The organism is Sporosarcina sp. FSL K6-1540, from assembly GCF_038620285.1.
Classification (GTDB): domain Bacteria; phylum Bacillota; class Bacilli; order Bacillales_A; family Planococcaceae; genus Sporosarcina; species Sporosarcina psychrophila.
In genome coordinates this window covers 3,855,507-3,871,952 of sequence record NZ_CP152018.1, presented here as the reverse complement: position 1 = coordinate 3,871,952, position 16,446 = coordinate 3,855,507, and the positions used below count along the sequence as shown (strand labels likewise).

The window sequence follows — 16,446 nt, the reverse complement described above, 5'->3', positions numbered from 1 at the left end:
GGATATTATAAAAACTCGTACTATGGATAAGTTACCACATAGAGATTTCACGTCCAGACTCCTAAGCCTCCGAACAGGCACTTGCACTTGCACTTGCGCTTTTGTTTTTTATACTTATTTCTTCTTGGTAACTCTTCCAAGAGCGAAAGCTCCGACAGCCAAGCCAAGAATTGTATTTGTTTTCTTATTGAACACTTGTTTAACAACAAGATTCAAGTTTTGTGGTCTTTCAGCAAGGCGACGCATGAAATAGCCGTACCAGTCATTCCCAAAAGGAACGTATGTACAGAAATTATACCCTTCGCTAGCCAATTGCAATTGCATGTCCTTTCTAAAACCGTATAGCATTTGGAACTCGAATTTATCATTCGGGATGTCATTTTCTTTAACAAATTGTTTTACATGATTAATGACATGATGATCATGTGTTGCAATTGACGTGAATTTACCATTTAACAAATGCCATTCGATCAATTGAATATAGTTTTCATCGATTTCTTTTTTATCTTGATAAGCATATTCTTCAGTCTCTTTATAAGCACCTTTTACAATACGCAAACGGAAATTTTTGTAATTTTGAATATCTTCTACCGCGCGGAAGAAATAAGCTTGAATTACCGTTCCGATATTGTCATAGTCCTTAGACAACTCATCGAGGAGATCAAATGATGGTTGCAAACGAGCATGATCTTCCATATCAAAGTTAATAAAAATTTCATAACTTTTTGCTTTAGCTGCAATTTCTTTTAGATTTTCCAAACAGAAATCAATATCTATATCTAAACCTAATTGAGATGGTTTTAGAGAAATATGAGCATCGACCCCGTGTTCGTGAATAGCTTCGATGACTTCCAAAATTTGTCTTTTCGCAGCTAATGCTTCCTCTTTTTCAAAGACGAATTCCCCAAGGTTATCTACCGTACAAGAAATCCCATGTGCATTCAGTTCTTTAATACTTTGGATAGTTTCAGCTACATTAGTTCCTGCTACAACATTTTGTGCTCCCATTTTTAAGCCGTATTTTTTTGCCGCACTATTCAAAAGCTGGTTTTGGGACAATCCGATAAAGAAGTCTTTTAACATGTTATATGCTCCTCAATATTGTTTTTTATTTTTTAATTATATCACACGACCGTGCTTTTGCTGAAATGATAACTGGTTACAGAATCATTAGTTGTTCAAAGAACTTTTTTCTAGATAATTTTGCCACACTTCGACAAGTAAGCAAATGCCCCAATAGATTAGACCTACCAAAATATAAACCGTCATATAGTCGAATTCCCTGCCCCCAACGATTTTTGCGCGTTGAAACAGATCGGGCACAGTAATCATCGCAGCCAATGAAGATGCTTTGATCAAATCTAGTAGAACATTAGACAATGGCGGAATTGCGATTCGTGTTGCTTGTGGTAAAATTACAAAAAGCAATGACTGCCAATAGGACATCCCTAATGCAGTGGCAGCTTCCCATTGTCCCTTATCAATTGAGTTAAGCGACGATCGGATAATCTCAGCCATATAAGCTGAAGAGTGAAGGCTGAAGCCTATTAAAGCGGCAGTGACAGCTGAAAATTGAATTCCGATATTAGGCAAACCAAAATAGAGTAAAAATAGGAATACAAGCATCGGTGTACCCCGCATATAGGATATGAAGATACGTGCTGGCCACCTAAATAGTACTAATTTAGACGTTCTGCCTAGCGCCAGGAAGAAGCCCAATATCAGCCCGCACACCATGCCCCCAAAGGAAATGAGTATGGTGTAACCAACCCCCTGCAAAATATACGGAAATGACTCGATGGCAAGCTGCAAATCGAAAATGTGTTGCCATTCAATTCCACTCACATTACAAGCCGCCTTTTCGATTATTCAAAATCATAGTCTTGTTCAACTGATACATCTTCCCCACCAAAGAATTGCTTCGACAATTCAGAAATTGTTCCATCCGCGTGCATTTCGACAAGTACGGAGTTCACTTGCTTTAGTAGTTCATCATTGTCTTTTTTCATGATGATTGCTTGGACATTCGGATGATATTTGATATCCGGATGGATCATGATTTCAAACTCCGGAAATGCAGCAAGTGCCAATTTTTGTAAGTAGTAATCATTCAAGATGACATCCGTACGGCCTATAGAAACATCACGCAAATACACATCATTTGTGACGTTATCATAAATCACCTCTTCAGCACCGTGGTCGCGTCCAACTTGCATATAAACGGAAGTTGCAGCCCCAGCCGCTTTTTTTCCTTTCAAATCTTCAAGAGACTCAATACCTGAATGATCCGATTTCCGTACGATAGCAGTACCGAATGAATACTTATAAGGCTCAGAAAAAGTGAATTTCTCTTCCCGTTCGGGTGTGATTTCAATATCATTCACTGCTAGATCAGCTTGCCCACTATTCAAAGAAGTAAGCATTCCGTCTAGACCCATTTCAACGTATTTGATCTCCAGCTTCAGACGCTTTCCTAGCTCGTTCATTATTTCAACTTCGTACCCCGTTAGTTCCTTGCTTTCGCCGTCATGGTATGATGCTGGATAAAGAGTTCCTGACGTTGCGACAACAATTTCACCTTTTTCTTGAATGTTCTCCCAAGTGGAAGTTTTAGAACCACTCTCCTTATTTGTATCGCCACTAGCACCACAAGCAGCTAAAACAACCATCATTGAAAATAGTAATAAAGACAGGAAGATTTTACTAAGATGTTTTTCTTTTGTCATCGAGATTCTCCTTTTGAAAATAGTATTTTACAAATAATTGTCCACTGAAAATTATAATACATTCTTAGTTAAGATGTAACCCTTATGATTCTAAATTAGGAATACAGATAGTTTAGAATTGGGGGGTTATTAGAGAAAAATGAAAAATAGTGATGGGATTATGGTATATTCATAAACAATTAGTTTTATATTCAGAGTAAAAGGAGATGTTCCCAAATGTGGGGATCTTTCAAGTTGGATAGCATTAAAGACCTGATACGTATTTCACTTAAAGGGTTTTCTCAAGTAATGTTAATCGACAATGCAATCTCAGGAGGGTTAATTCTTTTAGGGATAATGCTACACTCTCCCCTTCTTGGATTAATGGCACTACTGTCTTCCATGATTGGTACGGTGACGGGAAAATATTGTGGAGGAGACCAAATTGCAGTTAGCCATGGAATATATGGAGTTAACGCCATCCTTTCCGGTATCGCGGTAATGTTATTTTTACAAAATGATTGGAACTGGGTTATTGCACTATTTGCTGCAATAGCAGCTGCTTTGCTTATGGCTATCTTATCGAAGTTTTTAGCCAAGTGGAATATTCCCTTGCTCACTTTTCCATTTCTTTTTGTAACATGGGTTAGCCTTTTTGCGGCATATCGTTTTAGCGCAATGCATGTAAACCCGTCATTTGTCACATCATCTCCTGCTAACTGGAATCTTCCAGTTGAAGGTAAACCCAATTTCTTTCTCGGTTTAATAAAAGGTGTAGGTGAAGTATTCATTATTGACTCTCTATGGGCAGGTTCGCTTATTCTAATTGCTCTCTTCGTGGCTGGATGGAGATTTGGTGTCTATGCGATTATTGGGACATTTGTGTCTTGGCTAACTGCATACTCGCTAGGGGTCGATGTTGAATTGCTAGATTTAGGTCTCTAAAATTATAATGCCGTGTTAGCAATGATTGCCGTGGGTCTAATGTTCGATGAAAAAAATAATTTCCCCCTAATGGGTATATTTGCAGCTGCAATGACAGTCCCAATTGCAGCAGGTATGGATTTAATTCTTTATCCGAAAGGGCTTCCCGTATTAACATCTCCCTTTATCATTAGTACATGGCTATTTTTAGCGATGAGGAGAACGATACCCATATTTGAGCCACAAATCACAGAAAAGTAGCAAGAAAATACATAATTAAAATGTGTAAAGACCCGCAAAAGCAATTAGCTTTTTGCGGGTCTTTTTTTAATAAGAATAAGAAAGTATTAGTTTTTTGACTTAGAATAGTGTCTAGCTCCAGGCGCTTTCGCTTTTCTTAATTATTCCAATCTGAACTGCCCGACAAGTTTCTCCAGATCTTGTGCCATATGACTCATTTCAGTAGAACGTGTTGCAACTTCTTCAATTGAAGCTGATGTCTGCTCTGTTGCAGCCGAGATATTGTTAGACATATCTTCAATTGAATGAATCGATTGCGTCAAGTCATTGATGAGTACTACTACACGATTTGAACTTTCTGCTTCAGCTGTCGTTAATTCTGAAATTAAGTTAATTTCCTTAACAGTTTCAGAGACGGCAATTGAAATGTTACTTAAGGAAGTTGCAGTCAAACGAACCGTTTCTGTTCCGGATTCAATAAGTTTTGTGCTCTCTGATGTAGAAGTAACAACTCGACCGATACTTTCAGTAATATCTTGCACTAGCTTTTCTACTTCAAGAACTTCTTTATTGGACTGTTCTGCAAGTTTTCTTACTTCCTCCGCAACGACCGCAAATCCTTTGCCATGTTCACCCGCACGTGCAGCTTCTATCGATGCATTAAGCGCAAGTAAATTCGTTTGGGCAGCAATGCCTGCAATTGAACTGGTGATATTTTGAATTTTAGTTGTAGATTCAATTAGATTTTGAATCGTACCACCTGCTTCATTTGAGGAGACTCTGATTTTCTCCATATCATTACTAATGTCATTTACGCTATGCTGACCTTCTTCTGCAATTTTCATTGTCCGCTCAGAGTTCCCCGCACTTAGTTCAGCTTTCTCTTTTGAATCCTGAAGATCATTCGCCAGAGAAGACAAGATTTTGGATGCATGTTCTGCATTGATTGTCCCGTCGGAGATAGAAGCTGCGGTTTCACTCATATTGTGTGCGACCTGTTGAATCGCCATCTGCATTTCATTTAATGAAGCAGCTGTGTCAAGTGAGTTTTGCGTTAATTGAACAGCTGTTGTTTTGACTGTCCCAATCGTATTGCGCAAGTTCGCTGTCATCATGTTTAATGTTCGTCCTAAATCGCCAACTTCATCTTTACTTGTTACAACTGTATCTTCAATGCCGAGATTTCCATTCGCAATTTCTTTCGCATGTGCGATTAAAGCTGAAATCGACTTTGTTTTACGTCTGATTAGCATAATTGTAATGATCGATGCGATGATCATTGGAATAAGGCTGATTAAAATACCATTCCGAACAACATCCCATGTTCTTCCAGCAACAATTGAACCATCAAAATCGATAACGCTGATTGCGATGATTTCTCCATTTGGATCGTGATTTTCAAATATCGGTGCATAACCAGATAGACGTTTTAGACCTGCAAATTCATAGAGCTCTGTGTAAGTTGAATGCTTCATATCCAAGAGCATTGCAAGCGCTTTTTCATCAACCGGAACCGAATCACCTGGTTCGAATCCTTTTGCACTTAAATGGTCATCAAGTGCTAGAATTTTCCCATCTAGATCAATGATGTATTGAGTCTCGAAAATAGCTTTATGATTGAGTGTCCAGTTAAGCTGTTGACCAACCTCATCCATCGTTTCGCGGTCACCTTTAAGCATTTTTCCCACGTCTTCCGGCCGGATCAAACCTGTTGTAATACTCGCGCATCCGTACGCTTCAACACCTGCGGCATCATATAATTTATCGTAAGCTGTTTTATATGTTGCGATGGACGTAATCGCTAACATTGCAACCATGATACCGACAATAATCGTTCCCAATTGTACCGTTAGTGTATTTCTCATTGTTTTTCCCCCTACTATTCTACTAGTCTATAATACTCTATAAATCAACAAAAACAAAGTCCGTAAGACATAGATTATTCGTCCGTTTCATGCCTAATTAGACAAATTTCTGTTATTTTTGATGTTATCTTCTATGATAAGAGGGGATTATCTTCTGTATTGCCTACGGATAAATAATATAATTAGATATATTGAATTAAAGAATCCCATTGAATCTGTCGTGGCACTCAATAATAAGAGAGGTGTAATTCGGGGTGTGGATTGTAGAACGCTTGGCTCTAGGGGATGCCTCTCACCATAAGCCAGATGAGGTATTCTTTAACCTATCTGGAATAACCTCTTGGCATTAACTGTATAATTTCTGCAAAGAACGCAGAAATTATACAAACCGAACTCTTCGTTGTTCGGTTGGCTACCCCTGTTAAGGCGCCTTCGCTCAGTATATATACCGGATTCAACATATATAATTATAGTCAAGAAAGACGCAATCCAGGTTGCAGATTTCACCACTGATAATGAAATGCTCTTTCTAACATAGACCATCCAGCAAAGGCGCGACTTCGTGGTAGCCGGAGCGATAAGACTAAGGAGGGATGCAGTTCAATCCCTCCCAAGGGGTCTTCTTTCTGGCTTATCGCGGGAGGCATCCACAAAGCGTCGAAGCGGTATTGGCAGGAATTCTAATTTGCTCTAAATAGTGGGACTTTTTCAGTGACCTCCTAAAAGCCTTTATTAAGCGCATACGCCGTATTCATTTGTTCAACATATAAAGATATGGTGAAATAAAGAATTCCATTGAGTCCGCTACGCCTTAAATAGATTCATTTAATTATTCTACTTCAATGGAGTATAATAATTAATACGTACTTTTAATGAGCAGTTAACTAGTATATTTTTCTCGAAATAATGAAATGGGGTGCTGAAATGGAAGTCCTCAACTACTTAGCTAGGTTTTGCGGAACACAGAACAAAGAGATATCCCTCTTTGATTTAACCGAGTTACAACGATTGCATGTCCAACATATCCCTTTTGAAAATTTGGATGTGATTCGCAGGGTACCAATTTATCTTAACTTACAACATATTTATGATAAAATCGTCCGTCGTAAACGTGGCGGTTATTGCTACGAGTTGAACGGGCTTTTCAGTTGGCTACTAACCGAATTGGGGTACGATGCACATTTAGTTGCAGCTACAGTTCTAAGGCCAAGCGGAGAGTGGGCAAAAGCAGATACTCATGCAGCTATTATTGTACAACTTGATCAACCCTATCTTATAGACGTAGGTTTTGGTGACTCCACTTCTTTACCGATTCCACTAAACGGGGAGGAACAAACTGATATAAGCGATACATATAGGGTTATTCAACAGCTAGATCAATCATTTTATCTGGAACGAATCAGTGACACTGAGATAAAAACGTTATATCGATTCGATTTAACCTCAAAAGCACTTGTCGATTTTCATGAGGGCTGTGTATTTAATCAAGTTGCAAAAGAATCATCTTTTACACACTCAGATATCGTCACCCGCGCCACTACTACCGGTCGAATTACATTATCAGATCAGACAGTAACTATAACCGAAAATAATATTAAAACTAAAACAATACTTTCAATAGAAGAGAAAGTACACTTCTTAGAAGATGTTTTTGACATCCGTCTATAAAAAATGACAAAAAAAGCTAACCGGAATGGCTCGTAGCATTGATTCCGGTTAGCTTTTTTCTAGTTGCCCCTATTCTTTTTATAATAATCCTGACCTTGCATTTTCACGAAACCGACTGATTCATATAGGCCAAGTGCACGATTATTTTTCGCTTCTACTTCAAGCCAGATTTGATTGCCAGCATCGTGCTCACTTTTCACGATATTGCGGAGTACCTTCCTACCGTACCCTCTCCCCTGGAACTCGGGTAAAATGGCGAATCCGTAAATCCATGCTTCACCATCCATGCGATTGATCCGGACCTTACCAATCGTTCTGTTATCTGCCTCAATCATCAAAAACTGCTCGTCCTGTCTTTCTTTTATGCGCTCCAGATGAGAACGCGCATCTTCTTCATCCATTCCGAATGCAAGGACATCGAGCTTCACTTCAAGGTTCGCATCACTTTTTTTCGCCACACGAATCAGAACCTCGTCGCTCGCTTCAATCGGCTGTTCTGACCAACGCATCTGATATTCAGAAAACGCATAGGAATAGGGCTGACTTGCTAACCATCCCTTAGCGGTATTGGACAAAGACGGGGTGTTCAATAAAATTGTTTGAAAACCATATTGTTCGATTGGTGCTAATGCTTGTTGCCATAGTTCGGTAAAATGCCCTTTCCTTCTATTCCTCGGATTAACCATTCCACATACTTCAACGGTAGAGCCAAAACCAAATAAAGCTAAATAAGCGACAAGTTCTCCATCCTCTTCATGAAAAAAATCCATTTGACGTCCTTCTCGTTCTCTGAGCATCTCCCAATTTAACTTCAGTTGAATACCATCCGTTTTTTCACATTCTTTTTGAAGCTGTTTAATCGCAATTAATTGACTTTCTTTTAACATATATAATCCTCCAATTCAAAAGCTTCTTGCTTTTGATATGTAAATGCCTAATTCAATAGTAACACGTATTGCAAGTTCTCCCCTTCACATATTTCCCCCGACATCATCGATATCCAAGTAAGCGCTAGCAGTTTCTCTTACCACCTCATGATAATAGCTAAAGAGATCCGGGAATTCGTGCAACTCATTTTTTCCAATGTCACTAATCATATATATTCCTCGTTGAATTTTATCAAACCAACCATAATAGTTTTTATTTAAAATTGTTAACGTTTTTTCCCCAGTCCCCATCTTCCGTAACGATTTTGGAGATAAAGGTCCCGATTCCAAAAGGCAACAAGCTATATGAATGCAGTTTTCTTTATAGGCTGTCATTATCTTAGTCTGGCAACTCCCGCCAATATTATAGTCTCCAAGTCTGCCTTCCATTTCAGTCAACATCGCATTTCTTTTTTTCTTACTACGTTGCATACTTTTCTTCCGATCAAAAGACGCGGGATGAAACACTATTTCCACCTGTGCATCATTTTCCAAGAATGAAACAAGGATGAGGCCTAACTCTAGTCTTCTCACCAAATGACAACTATCTTTCCACTTTTTCGAACGAAAGTTGAGTTTAGGTCTAGGAATTGCGACATAGACTTCATTAGTCAGCCGCTGTCTTTTTGTCGCTTGGATTAAAAGATCAATTGATAGCGATAATTTCAATTCAATAAGGACCAGCTCTTGATCTCTTACAGCCGCAACGTCACACTCATTTACTTCACCATGGACATCATAACCTTGTTGTGTGAAATATTCTTTTACTGGTTTATATAAATCCACTTCATATCGTTTGGTTTCTTTGCCTTGCATGTTAATCTCACCTCATTATGATGGTATACATAATTGAACGAAACTACCACCCCAAAATCCCCCTTAATGATGGTACACTAGTAATGCGCGAAAAAATAAAAAGTTATTTGGAGACGTATTATGAGAAAAGGATGGGGAAAATCATGTCTACTCAGACAATCTTTGAACTACTACATACGATTGAACAAGTAACACATAAAATGCATGTAAAGTGGCGGCAGCAAGTAGATTACGATCTTGGTGTATCGCATATTGTTGCCTTGCACGAATTACAGATGAATGGGGAAAGCCGACCTTCTGAGCTTGCCCGCCTATTAAACTTTACACCTGCATCTCTCACACACCTTTCCACTAAACTATCGAACAAAGAACTAATCACCCGTCGGCAGGACGATACTGACCGCCGTATCATCTATTGGAAAATTACGCAAAAAGGCGAAGATTTATTGAATCAAGCACAAAAAGACGGTCAACATCTCCGCATGAAGGTCTTTTCACATTTAACAGAAACAGAGCAGCAATCGTTACTTTCCATTTACACAAAGTTAAATAAGTCGTTAATATGAAAAAAGAGCATCTTCTCAACGGAGATGCTCTTTTAGTCTGTTCAATTAGTTGGTTTACCTAAGTTTAGTAATTCCACCATCGACCATTAATGTTTGTCCTGTAATGTAATCAGAATCGGCACCTGCCAAGAATACAGCAGCCCTCCCGATATCATTTTCTAGGTCACCAAGTCGTTTTAACGGAATCTTAGACACCATTGTTTCGAAAGCTTCAGGTTGTGCTTTTGCCCATTGCTGAATCCCAGGAGAATCCGCAAGTGGTGCAATTAAGTTCACATTGATTCCGAATGGACCAAATTCATTTGCAGTAACACGCGTAATCGCCCGGATTGCTTCTTTTGCCGCAGCGTATGTAGCTTGGTTAGCGTCTCCGTTTATACCTGCTCCAGAAGCGAAGTTAATGATTTTACCTTTCGTCTCCTTTAAATAAGGCAATGCAGCCTGCATTAAATAGAACGTCGGATAAAATCCTGTGTTGAACGATAAGTCTAGATCCGCTTGCGTAATCTCTTCGAATGGCTTATTTGTCGATGCGTGTGCATTGTTTACTAAAATATCCAACTTACCGAATTTCTCGACGGTTTGCTTCACTATTTCCGGCAATTTATCATGCTCGGCTAAATTCGCTTGGATAAAAATCGATTCCGGTTGATAAACTTGCAATTCCTTAATTGCCTGTTCCCCTAATTCCCCATTTAAATCGACGATGACAACTTTAGCACCTTCTTTTACGAATGCAGTCGCCATCCCTTTACCAATACCTCCGGCTCCGCCAGTAATAATTGCAACTTTGTCTTGAAGTTTCATAATTAATCAAACCCTCTCTTAAATCGTCTATTGTTAACTTTTCTATATGGATTATCTATTGAATTCTTACGATTTTGCTTGTGACATTAACTGATGAAAGTCAGCAATACTTGGGTTGCTTAAATAGTGACCACCTTCAACTTGAATCGTTTGGCCAGTAATAAACTTGGATTCATCAGAAGCTAAAAATAAGACGGTATTTCCAATATCGTCAGCTTCCCCATGGTATGGTAATGCGTTATATTTCTCAAAAATATCAAGTACTTCTTGTGACATATTTTGTTTTGCAGCAGGTGTTAAAATCAAACCAGGAGCAACTCCATTACAACGTATATTGTCTTTTCCATATTGCGTTGCGATATATTTCGTCAAGTTTACAACTGCAGCCTTCGATGCACCATAAGCTGAACGGACAGAATCCCCCGCAAAGGCAGCCATGGATGCAGTATTAATAATAGAACCTCCGCCTGCTTTTTGCATATGTGGAATTGCATATCGGCTTCCTAGTAAAACACTTTTTGCATTCACATTCATTAAACGATCCCACTCATCTAAATCAATATTCACGACATCCAAATCTTTTTGCAAATTTGTCGTCCCTACATTGTTATAGAGGATTGTAATGGTACCAAACTGTTCAACCGTGAAATCAATCGCATCTTTAATTGATTGTTCACTCCCAGCATCCAAAAATACAGCAACGGCTTCTCCACCGTCGTTTAAGATATTTTGGGCAACTTGTTTCGCACCTTCCAGATTAAAGTCTGCAACGACCACTTTTGCACCTTCTTTTGCAAGAAGTGTAGCAGTAGACAACCCGATACCTGATGCCCCACCTGTTACTAATGCAACTTTATCCTGTACTCTTCCCATAAATTTACCCCTCTCAATTTCCAATTTAGATAGTACCACTCAATATACTTTAACATTAAATCATATTGAGAGGAAGCTTTAACTTCGTAAGCCTATAGATCCAAATGTGCTACTATGAAAATAGTAGCATTGGGGTATGTTATGTATCTTTTCATCGTAAATCCATTATCGGGAAATTGCCAAGCTTGCTCATTATGGGATGAAATCGAGAAGAAATTGAAGCAAAAAAATAGAGAATACAGTGTGATTGTCAGTGATTCAGAAGTTACAGCACGCAAATTCATCACAACTTACCTTCAGTCAACTACCATTCATGCTGTGACAGTTATCGGTGGAGATGGCACAATGAGTTCTGTCATACAAGACATTGCTGGAACCGGTATTCCACTCGCTATTCTACCTGCTGGTTCAGGAAATGACACTGCTCGGATGTTCCGCCTAACTACTCACCCTGATCAGTTTATCAAAGGACTATTAGAGCATCGGACTGTTGCCATTGATTTATTAAACATAAATGACCGTTTTGGCATTACTGTCGCTGGAATCGGGCTTGATGCAAGGATTGGTCAACGTGTAAATCACTCATTTTACAAACCGATATTAAATAAGCTTGGCTTAAGTTCATTCACTTATACCATTGCTGCGATAATTGAGTTACTGTCATTTAAGCCGTTTAAAAGTACAGTCACAATCGATGATATGACCTATACATACGCTATTACCTGGCTCACTGCTTGTGGAAATACTTCCTCCTATGGCGGCGGATTAGTTGTTTGTCCCGGAGCCTCTCCAACAGATAGTATGTTAAATATTACAATGCTTCATGATGTAGGGCGGATGAATGTCTTAATGCGCCTATTTCCTGCTTTGCTTCGGGGTCAACCGATTCTCAGGAAAGGCGTTACATACAGAACGGAAAAAGAAATCACAATTGAAACAGACAGGCCAATTCTCGCAATCATCGATGGAGAAGTTATAAAGTCCACCCCACTCCATGTTGCAATTCATGAAAAAGCATTGAATCTTATTCTAACTAGATAAGACAGATTGCCATTTTCCCTTTCGAAATTAACTCATAATTACAAACATTGATGTGTTTATTCTCCTTCTGTCATGTTAGTATAGAAAAATGATCTATTTATATGGAGGGTGCTGAGATTACTATGAATCTAACAAAGACGGAACCAACTGGAATTCAAGTCGAGGATATACTGATTGCCAATCAATTACTAAAAGATGTAGTCGCACATACTCCTCTACAAAAGAATGAACGACTATCAGAAAAATACGACTGTCGAGTCTATGTAAAAAGGGAAGATTTACAACATGTTCGTTCCTTTAAATTACGGGGTGCCTATTATAAAATCAAAACCATAGAAGCAGCTGCGCTTGAAAAAGGTGTTGTCTGTGCCAGCGCAGGTAATCATGCGCAAGGAGTCGCTTTTGCTTGTGCGCATCTAGGTATTGACGCAAAAATATTCATGCCACAGACAACTCCGAAGCAAAAAATTAACCAAGTGAAAATGTTTGGACGGAATTATGTAGAAATCATTTTAGTGGGCGATACATTTGATGATTCATCCGCTTCAGCGGTCGAATGTGCGACTGCTGAAGACAGAATTTTCATCCACCCATTTGACGATTACGATGTCATTGCCGGACAAGGAACAGTCGCGGTTGAAATCATGAATGATATAGAGGAACCTGTTGATTTTGTCTTTGCCAGTATTGGGGGCGGCGGCCTTATGTCTGGTTTGAGTACTTATATTAAAAACCTGTCACCACATACACGTATGATTGGTGTAGAGCCTGAAGGTGCTGCTAGTATGAAAGCAGCATTAAAGAATAATGAAGTGACAACCTTGGATACAATCGATAAATTCGTTGATGGGGCAGCCGTACAAAGTGCCGGCCAACACACATTTGAAATTTGCCGTAAGTACCTGGAAGACATTGTACTAGTTCCAGAAGGTAAAGTGTGTACGTCTATCTTGGAATTATATAACCAACATGCAATTATCGTAGAACCAGCAGGCGCGTTATCTATCGCCGCATTGGATTTTTATAAAGATGAGATTAGGGGGAAGTCTGTCGTATGTGTCATAAGTGGCGGGAATAATGATATTGGTCGAATGCAGGAAATTAAAGATAAATCATTGATTTATGAAGGACTTCTTTATTATTTCATTGTTAACTTTCCTCAGCGTTCTGGTGCGTTACGTCAATTCTTAGATGAAGTACTTGGACCTGACGACGATATCACTACATTTGAATATACAAAGAAAAACAACAAAGAAAGCGGCCCTGGACTTGTAGGAATTGAAGTAAAGAGGAAGTCAGACTACGAAGGACTTATTCAGCGAATGCATGATTGCGGTTTCTCTTTTAAAGAGGTTAACAATGATAGCACATTATTTGAGTTACTTATCTAACTTGCTTTTTGATAAATAAAATCTTGCTTATGGCGATTATGTCCTAAGCAAGATTTTTTCATTGTGCCACGGAGGAAACCCTTGTCACCTCCATGATTCTTTTACAATCCACTTGCTTTAAATGTATCTCCACCCTCAATGGTGCCGTTTTCAAATCCTTTAGTAAACCAGCGCTTCCTTTGTTCAGAAGTTCCGTGAGTAAAGCTGTCGGGGACAATATACCCTTGGGCTTGTTCCTGAATGCGGTCATCACCTACAGCACTCGCTGCTGTAATGGCTTCATCAAGATCACCTTCTTCAAGAAAATTCATGTCCTTCTGATGCCTTGCCCACACACCAGCAAAATAATCTGCCTGTAATTCAAGGCGTACCGAATATTTATTAAACTCTTCTGTGCTCAGTTTTGGGCGAAGAGCATTCACTTGCTCATTGATGCCTAAAAGGGTTTGTACATGATGTCCTACCTCATGCGCAACAACATAGGCCATCGCAAAATCCCCAGGAGCTTGGAACTTGTCTTGAAGTTCTTGATAGAAACTTAAATCAATATAAAGTTTGTGGTCGCCTGGACAATAAAATGGTCCAACGGATGCTCCTGCTGCTCCACACGCAGATTGAACGCTATCTGTATATAACACGAGGATTGGTTCCTCGTATTCCAACCCTTGTTCGCGGAACAATTTTGTCCAAACAACTTCTGTATCTGCAAGAACTACTGAAACAAATTCCGCAAGCTCCTTTTCTTCAGCCGATTCTTCATATGGAACCGAGGGACCCGAATCCGCACCTTGTAAGTCATTCAAAACTTCACTTGGACTGCCTCCAAGAAAAGTAATAATAAGTATAAGAATTAAGCCGCCAATACCGCCCCCGGCTAATACTATACCCCCTTTTCCCTTGCCTCTTCGATCTTCAACATTCGAACTTCCTTTTCTGCCTTTATACTCCACATAACTTCCTCCCGACATCTGATTTATGCATTGAATACTCAAATTGTACATATGTATTTCTTGCTATACCCAAAATGTCCAGAAAGTAATTATTACAAAAAAATACATGACACTAAAAAAACATCGAGGTAAATATATCCCGATGTTCAAATTCACATTATTATTTAATTGTTGAATTAGTTATAGCAGTTGCAATACGGTCTAGGATAGGAATCGTACTGGATTTGTGATCCTGCGTTAGGACACTGAAAATGAGCGTTTCTCCATCTTTTGTTTGTGCATATCCTGCCAATGCACTGACATTTGTCAAGCTCCCCGTTTTCGCAATGACATTACCTTTAGCAGTTCCCGTTTTCATGCGATTCCTAAGCGTACCTCCGATGAATCGGTCCGGTGCCCCAGCAACAGGTAGTCCTTGCGCAAACGACCCGTACCAGGGTGCCGTTCGCACTTGATACAATAACTCAGTCAGTTGTGCAGATGTCACTTTATTCGCATGGGACATACCGGATGCATCTTCAAACAACCATTCGTTCACATCTAAACCGACTGACTCAGCATAGTCGCGCATCACCCGTAAACCTGCATTCCAGCTGCCATCCCCATACTTCATTTTCCCCATTGCCTTCGCCAATACTTCAGCATGTGAGTTATTACTTAATTTCATAAAAGGTCTCATCAAGCTCTTTAATGGCATGGAATTTTTAGTTACGAGAATTTTGGATTCTTCTAGAGTTTTTCCCCGTAATACTTTAGATGAGGGATCAAAATTTATCCCTTTTGCTAGTAATGATTTTTTAAAAATATCAAGTGCATAGGCAGTTGGGTTGGACACAGTAATCCACTCTTTCCTGCCAGCGGAACCAATCGGGACATTTCCAGTAATCATAATGTTATTCGTACCGTATTGACGTTCAATTTTCAAAGTGTTTTTAGTCCCCTTAGGAACTGTCTTAGAACGATTGACCACTCGAACAACGCCAGTTTCCGGGGTTAGCATTACTTTTGCTACTTTCCCGCGTGCAGCTGGCTTTGCGTCTACAATGACCGTTCCAGCATCGTAATCCGTATTCGGAGATACAGTCAATGCTGAAATCTGAGCTGCATAGTAATAAGATTCATCATTTTTATCAATACTTGGTGATAAACGAATCGTATCGAACCAAGTGTCATCCCCTACCAGATTACCTGAAATCCGTTTGACTCCAAGTATAGCCAACTTCGAAGCAAAATCATCAAAGTCTTTTTTCAACAACGTAGGATCGCCTGTCCCGCGAAGGTATAGATTTCCGTCTAGTATTCCATTTGTTACTTTGCCATTTGTTAATACATCTGTAGTGAAACGATAATTTTCACCAAGTGTCTCAAGTGCTGCCGCTGCTGTGAGTATTTTCAGCGTGGAGGCGGGTGTAATCCCTTTATCACCCTGTTTTTGGTAGATGATTTCCCCAGTTGAAGCTTTGCGCACGGTTACGCTGCTAGAAGCTGCACGCATTCTACTATCTGCCATAATCGTATTAATGGTGTTTTCCAAACCCTCATACGAAACAGCTGCAGACACGGTTGAATGTTCTGGAACCGTTGTAAATAGCATTCCAACGAACAATAATACAGATAGTAACGATAGTGCTATTCTTTTTTGAATCAAACCTGTACCCCCTTAAAATTTGCACG

The 16,446-nt window shown here is 39.4% G+C and carries 14 protein-coding genes and 1 pseudogene; 5 read left to right on the top strand and 10 right to left on the bottom strand.

Annotated features, from left to right (window positions below; all coding sequences use genetic code 11):
- Positions 1–114 precede the first annotated feature (114 nt).
- From MKY15_RS18150 to MKY15_RS18140, 3 genes are all read right to left on the bottom strand, one after another.
- Positions 115–1,083 (bottom strand): proline dehydrogenase family protein, encoded by a 969-nt coding sequence (locus MKY15_RS18150; RefSeq protein WP_342538166.1) that lies wholly within the window; start codon positions 1,081–1,083, stop codon positions 115–117.
- 87 nt (positions 1,084–1,170) lie between these two features.
- Entirely contained in the window at positions 1,171–1,845 is a 675-nt protein-coding gene (locus tag MKY15_RS18145) for an amino acid ABC transporter permease (protein WP_067209019.1), read from the bottom strand.
- 20 nt (positions 1,846–1,865) lie between these two features.
- Positions 1,866–2,672, bottom strand: coding sequence for a transporter substrate-binding domain-containing protein (locus MKY15_RS18140; RefSeq protein ID WP_255428691.1), 807 nt, complete (start codon positions 2,670–2,672; stop codon positions 1,866–1,868).
- A 270-nt stretch (positions 2,673–2,942) separates the two neighbouring features.
- On the opposite strand from MKY15_RS18140, the pseudogene MKY15_RS18135 reads away from it, so the two are divergent.
- Positions 2,943–3,890, top strand: a pseudogene (locus MKY15_RS18135) (urea transporter).
- A gap of 140 nt (positions 3,891–4,030) precedes the next feature.
- On the opposite strand, the gene MKY15_RS18130 reads toward MKY15_RS18135, so the two are convergent.
- Entirely contained in the window at positions 4,031–5,734 is a 1,704-nt protein-coding gene (locus MKY15_RS18130; protein ID WP_187047718.1) for a methyl-accepting chemotaxis protein, read from the bottom strand.
- Between the two features lie 924 nt (positions 5,735–6,658).
- On the opposite strand from MKY15_RS18130, the gene MKY15_RS18125 reads away from it, so the two are divergent.
- Positions 6,659–7,402 carry an arylamine N-acetyltransferase gene (locus MKY15_RS18125; protein ID WP_187047717.1) on the top strand — a complete coding sequence of 248 codons (744 nt, stop codon included), beginning with the start codon at positions 6,659–6,661 and terminating at the stop codon, positions 7,400–7,402.
- A 59-nt stretch (positions 7,403–7,461) separates the two neighbouring features.
- Here the strand turns inward: MKY15_RS18125 and MKY15_RS18120 are convergent, their stop codons facing one another.
- Both MKY15_RS18120 and MKY15_RS18115 read right to left on the bottom strand, forming a co-directional pair.
- Positions 7,462–8,289 carry a GNAT family N-acetyltransferase gene (locus MKY15_RS18120; RefSeq protein WP_067209007.1) on the bottom strand — a complete coding sequence of 276 codons (828 nt, stop codon included), beginning with the start codon at positions 8,287–8,289 and terminating at the stop codon, positions 7,462–7,464.
- 84 nt (positions 8,290–8,373) lie between these two features.
- A complete protein-coding gene (locus MKY15_RS18115; protein ID WP_187047716.1) occupies positions 8,374–9,144 on the bottom strand; it encodes a DUF2161 family putative PD-(D/E)XK-type phosphodiesterase in 771 nt (256 codons plus the stop codon).
- A gap of 143 nt (positions 9,145–9,287) precedes the next feature.
- On the opposite strand from MKY15_RS18115, the gene MKY15_RS18110 reads away from it, so the two are divergent.
- The gene (locus tag MKY15_RS18110) at positions 9,288–9,710 is read left to right on the top strand and encodes a MarR family transcriptional regulator (protein ID WP_067209002.1); all 423 of its coding nucleotides are present in this window, start codon (positions 9,288–9,290) and stop codon (positions 9,708–9,710) included.
- A 54-nt stretch (positions 9,711–9,764) separates the two neighbouring features.
- Here the strand turns inward: MKY15_RS18110 and MKY15_RS18105 are convergent, their stop codons facing one another.
- Both MKY15_RS18105 and MKY15_RS18100 read right to left on the bottom strand, forming a co-directional pair.
- The gene (locus tag MKY15_RS18105; RefSeq protein WP_082786558.1) at positions 9,765–10,520 is read right to left on the bottom strand and encodes an SDR family oxidoreductase; all 756 of its coding nucleotides are present in this window, start codon (positions 10,518–10,520) and stop codon (positions 9,765–9,767) included.
- A 63-nt stretch (positions 10,521–10,583) separates the two neighbouring features.
- On the bottom strand, positions 10,584–11,390 hold the full coding sequence (locus MKY15_RS18100) for an SDR family oxidoreductase (RefSeq protein WP_067208996.1): 807 nt from the start codon (positions 11,388–11,390) through the stop codon (positions 10,584–10,586).
- Between the two features lie 141 nt (positions 11,391–11,531).
- On the opposite strand from MKY15_RS18100, the gene MKY15_RS18095 reads away from it, so the two are divergent.
- Both MKY15_RS18095 and ilvA read left to right on the top strand, forming a co-directional pair.
- Positions 11,532–12,431, top strand: a complete 900-nt coding sequence (locus MKY15_RS18095; protein WP_342538165.1) for a diacylglycerol kinase family protein — start codon at positions 11,532–11,534, stop codon at positions 12,429–12,431.
- Positions 12,432–12,553: 122 nt separating this feature from the next.
- Positions 12,554–13,822: a threonine ammonia-lyase IlvA gene (ilvA, locus tag MKY15_RS18090; RefSeq protein WP_067208991.1), complete on the top strand. Its 1,269-nt coding sequence runs from the start codon at positions 12,554–12,556 to the stop codon at positions 13,820–13,822.
- Between the two features lie 101 nt (positions 13,823–13,923).
- Here ilvA and MKY15_RS18085 read toward each other — a convergent pair whose 3' ends face one another.
- Entirely contained in the window at positions 13,924–14,772 is an 849-nt protein-coding gene (locus MKY15_RS18085) for a neutral zinc metallopeptidase (protein ID WP_342538163.1), read from the bottom strand.
- Between the two features lie 160 nt (positions 14,773–14,932).
- Positions 14,933–16,420, bottom strand: a complete 1,488-nt coding sequence (gene dacB, locus MKY15_RS18080; protein ID WP_342538161.1) for a D-alanyl-D-alanine carboxypeptidase/D-alanyl-D-alanine-endopeptidase — start codon at positions 16,418–16,420, stop codon at positions 14,933–14,935.
- Positions 16,421–16,446 lie beyond the last annotated feature (26 nt).

Coding starts and splice junctions, on each gene's coding strand:
- ilvA (WP_067208991.1), top strand. CDS start 12,554: ATGAATCTAACAAAGACGGAACCAACTGGAATTCAAGTCGAGGATATA.
- MKY15_RS18095 (WP_342538165.1), top strand. CDS start 11,532: ATGTATCTTTTCATCGTAAATCCATTATCGGGAAATTGCCAAGCTTGC.
- MKY15_RS18140 (WP_255428691.1), bottom strand. CDS start 2,672: ATGATGGTTGTTTTAGCTGCTTGTGGTGCTAGTGGCGATACAAATAAG.
- MKY15_RS18100 (WP_067208996.1), bottom strand. CDS start 11,390: ATGGGAAGAGTACAGGATAAAGTTGCATTAGTAACAGGTGGGGCATCA.
- MKY15_RS18130 (WP_187047718.1), bottom strand. CDS start 5,734: ATGAGAAATACACTAACGGTACAATTGGGAACGATTATTGTCGGTATC.
- MKY15_RS18110 (WP_067209002.1), top strand. CDS start 9,288: ATGTCTACTCAGACAATCTTTGAACTACTACATACGATTGAACAAGTA.
- MKY15_RS18115 (WP_187047716.1), bottom strand. CDS start 9,144: ATGCAAGGCAAAGAAACCAAACGATATGAAGTGGATTTATATAAACCA.
- MKY15_RS18150 (WP_342538166.1), bottom strand. CDS start 1,083: ATGTTAAAAGACTTCTTTATCGGATTGTCCCAAAACCAGCTTTTGAAT.
- MKY15_RS18120 (WP_067209007.1), bottom strand. CDS start 8,289: ATGTTAAAAGAAAGTCAATTAATTGCGATTAAACAGCTTCAAAAAGAA.
- MKY15_RS18125 (WP_187047717.1), top strand. CDS start 6,659: ATGGAAGTCCTCAACTACTTAGCTAGGTTTTGCGGAACACAGAACAAA.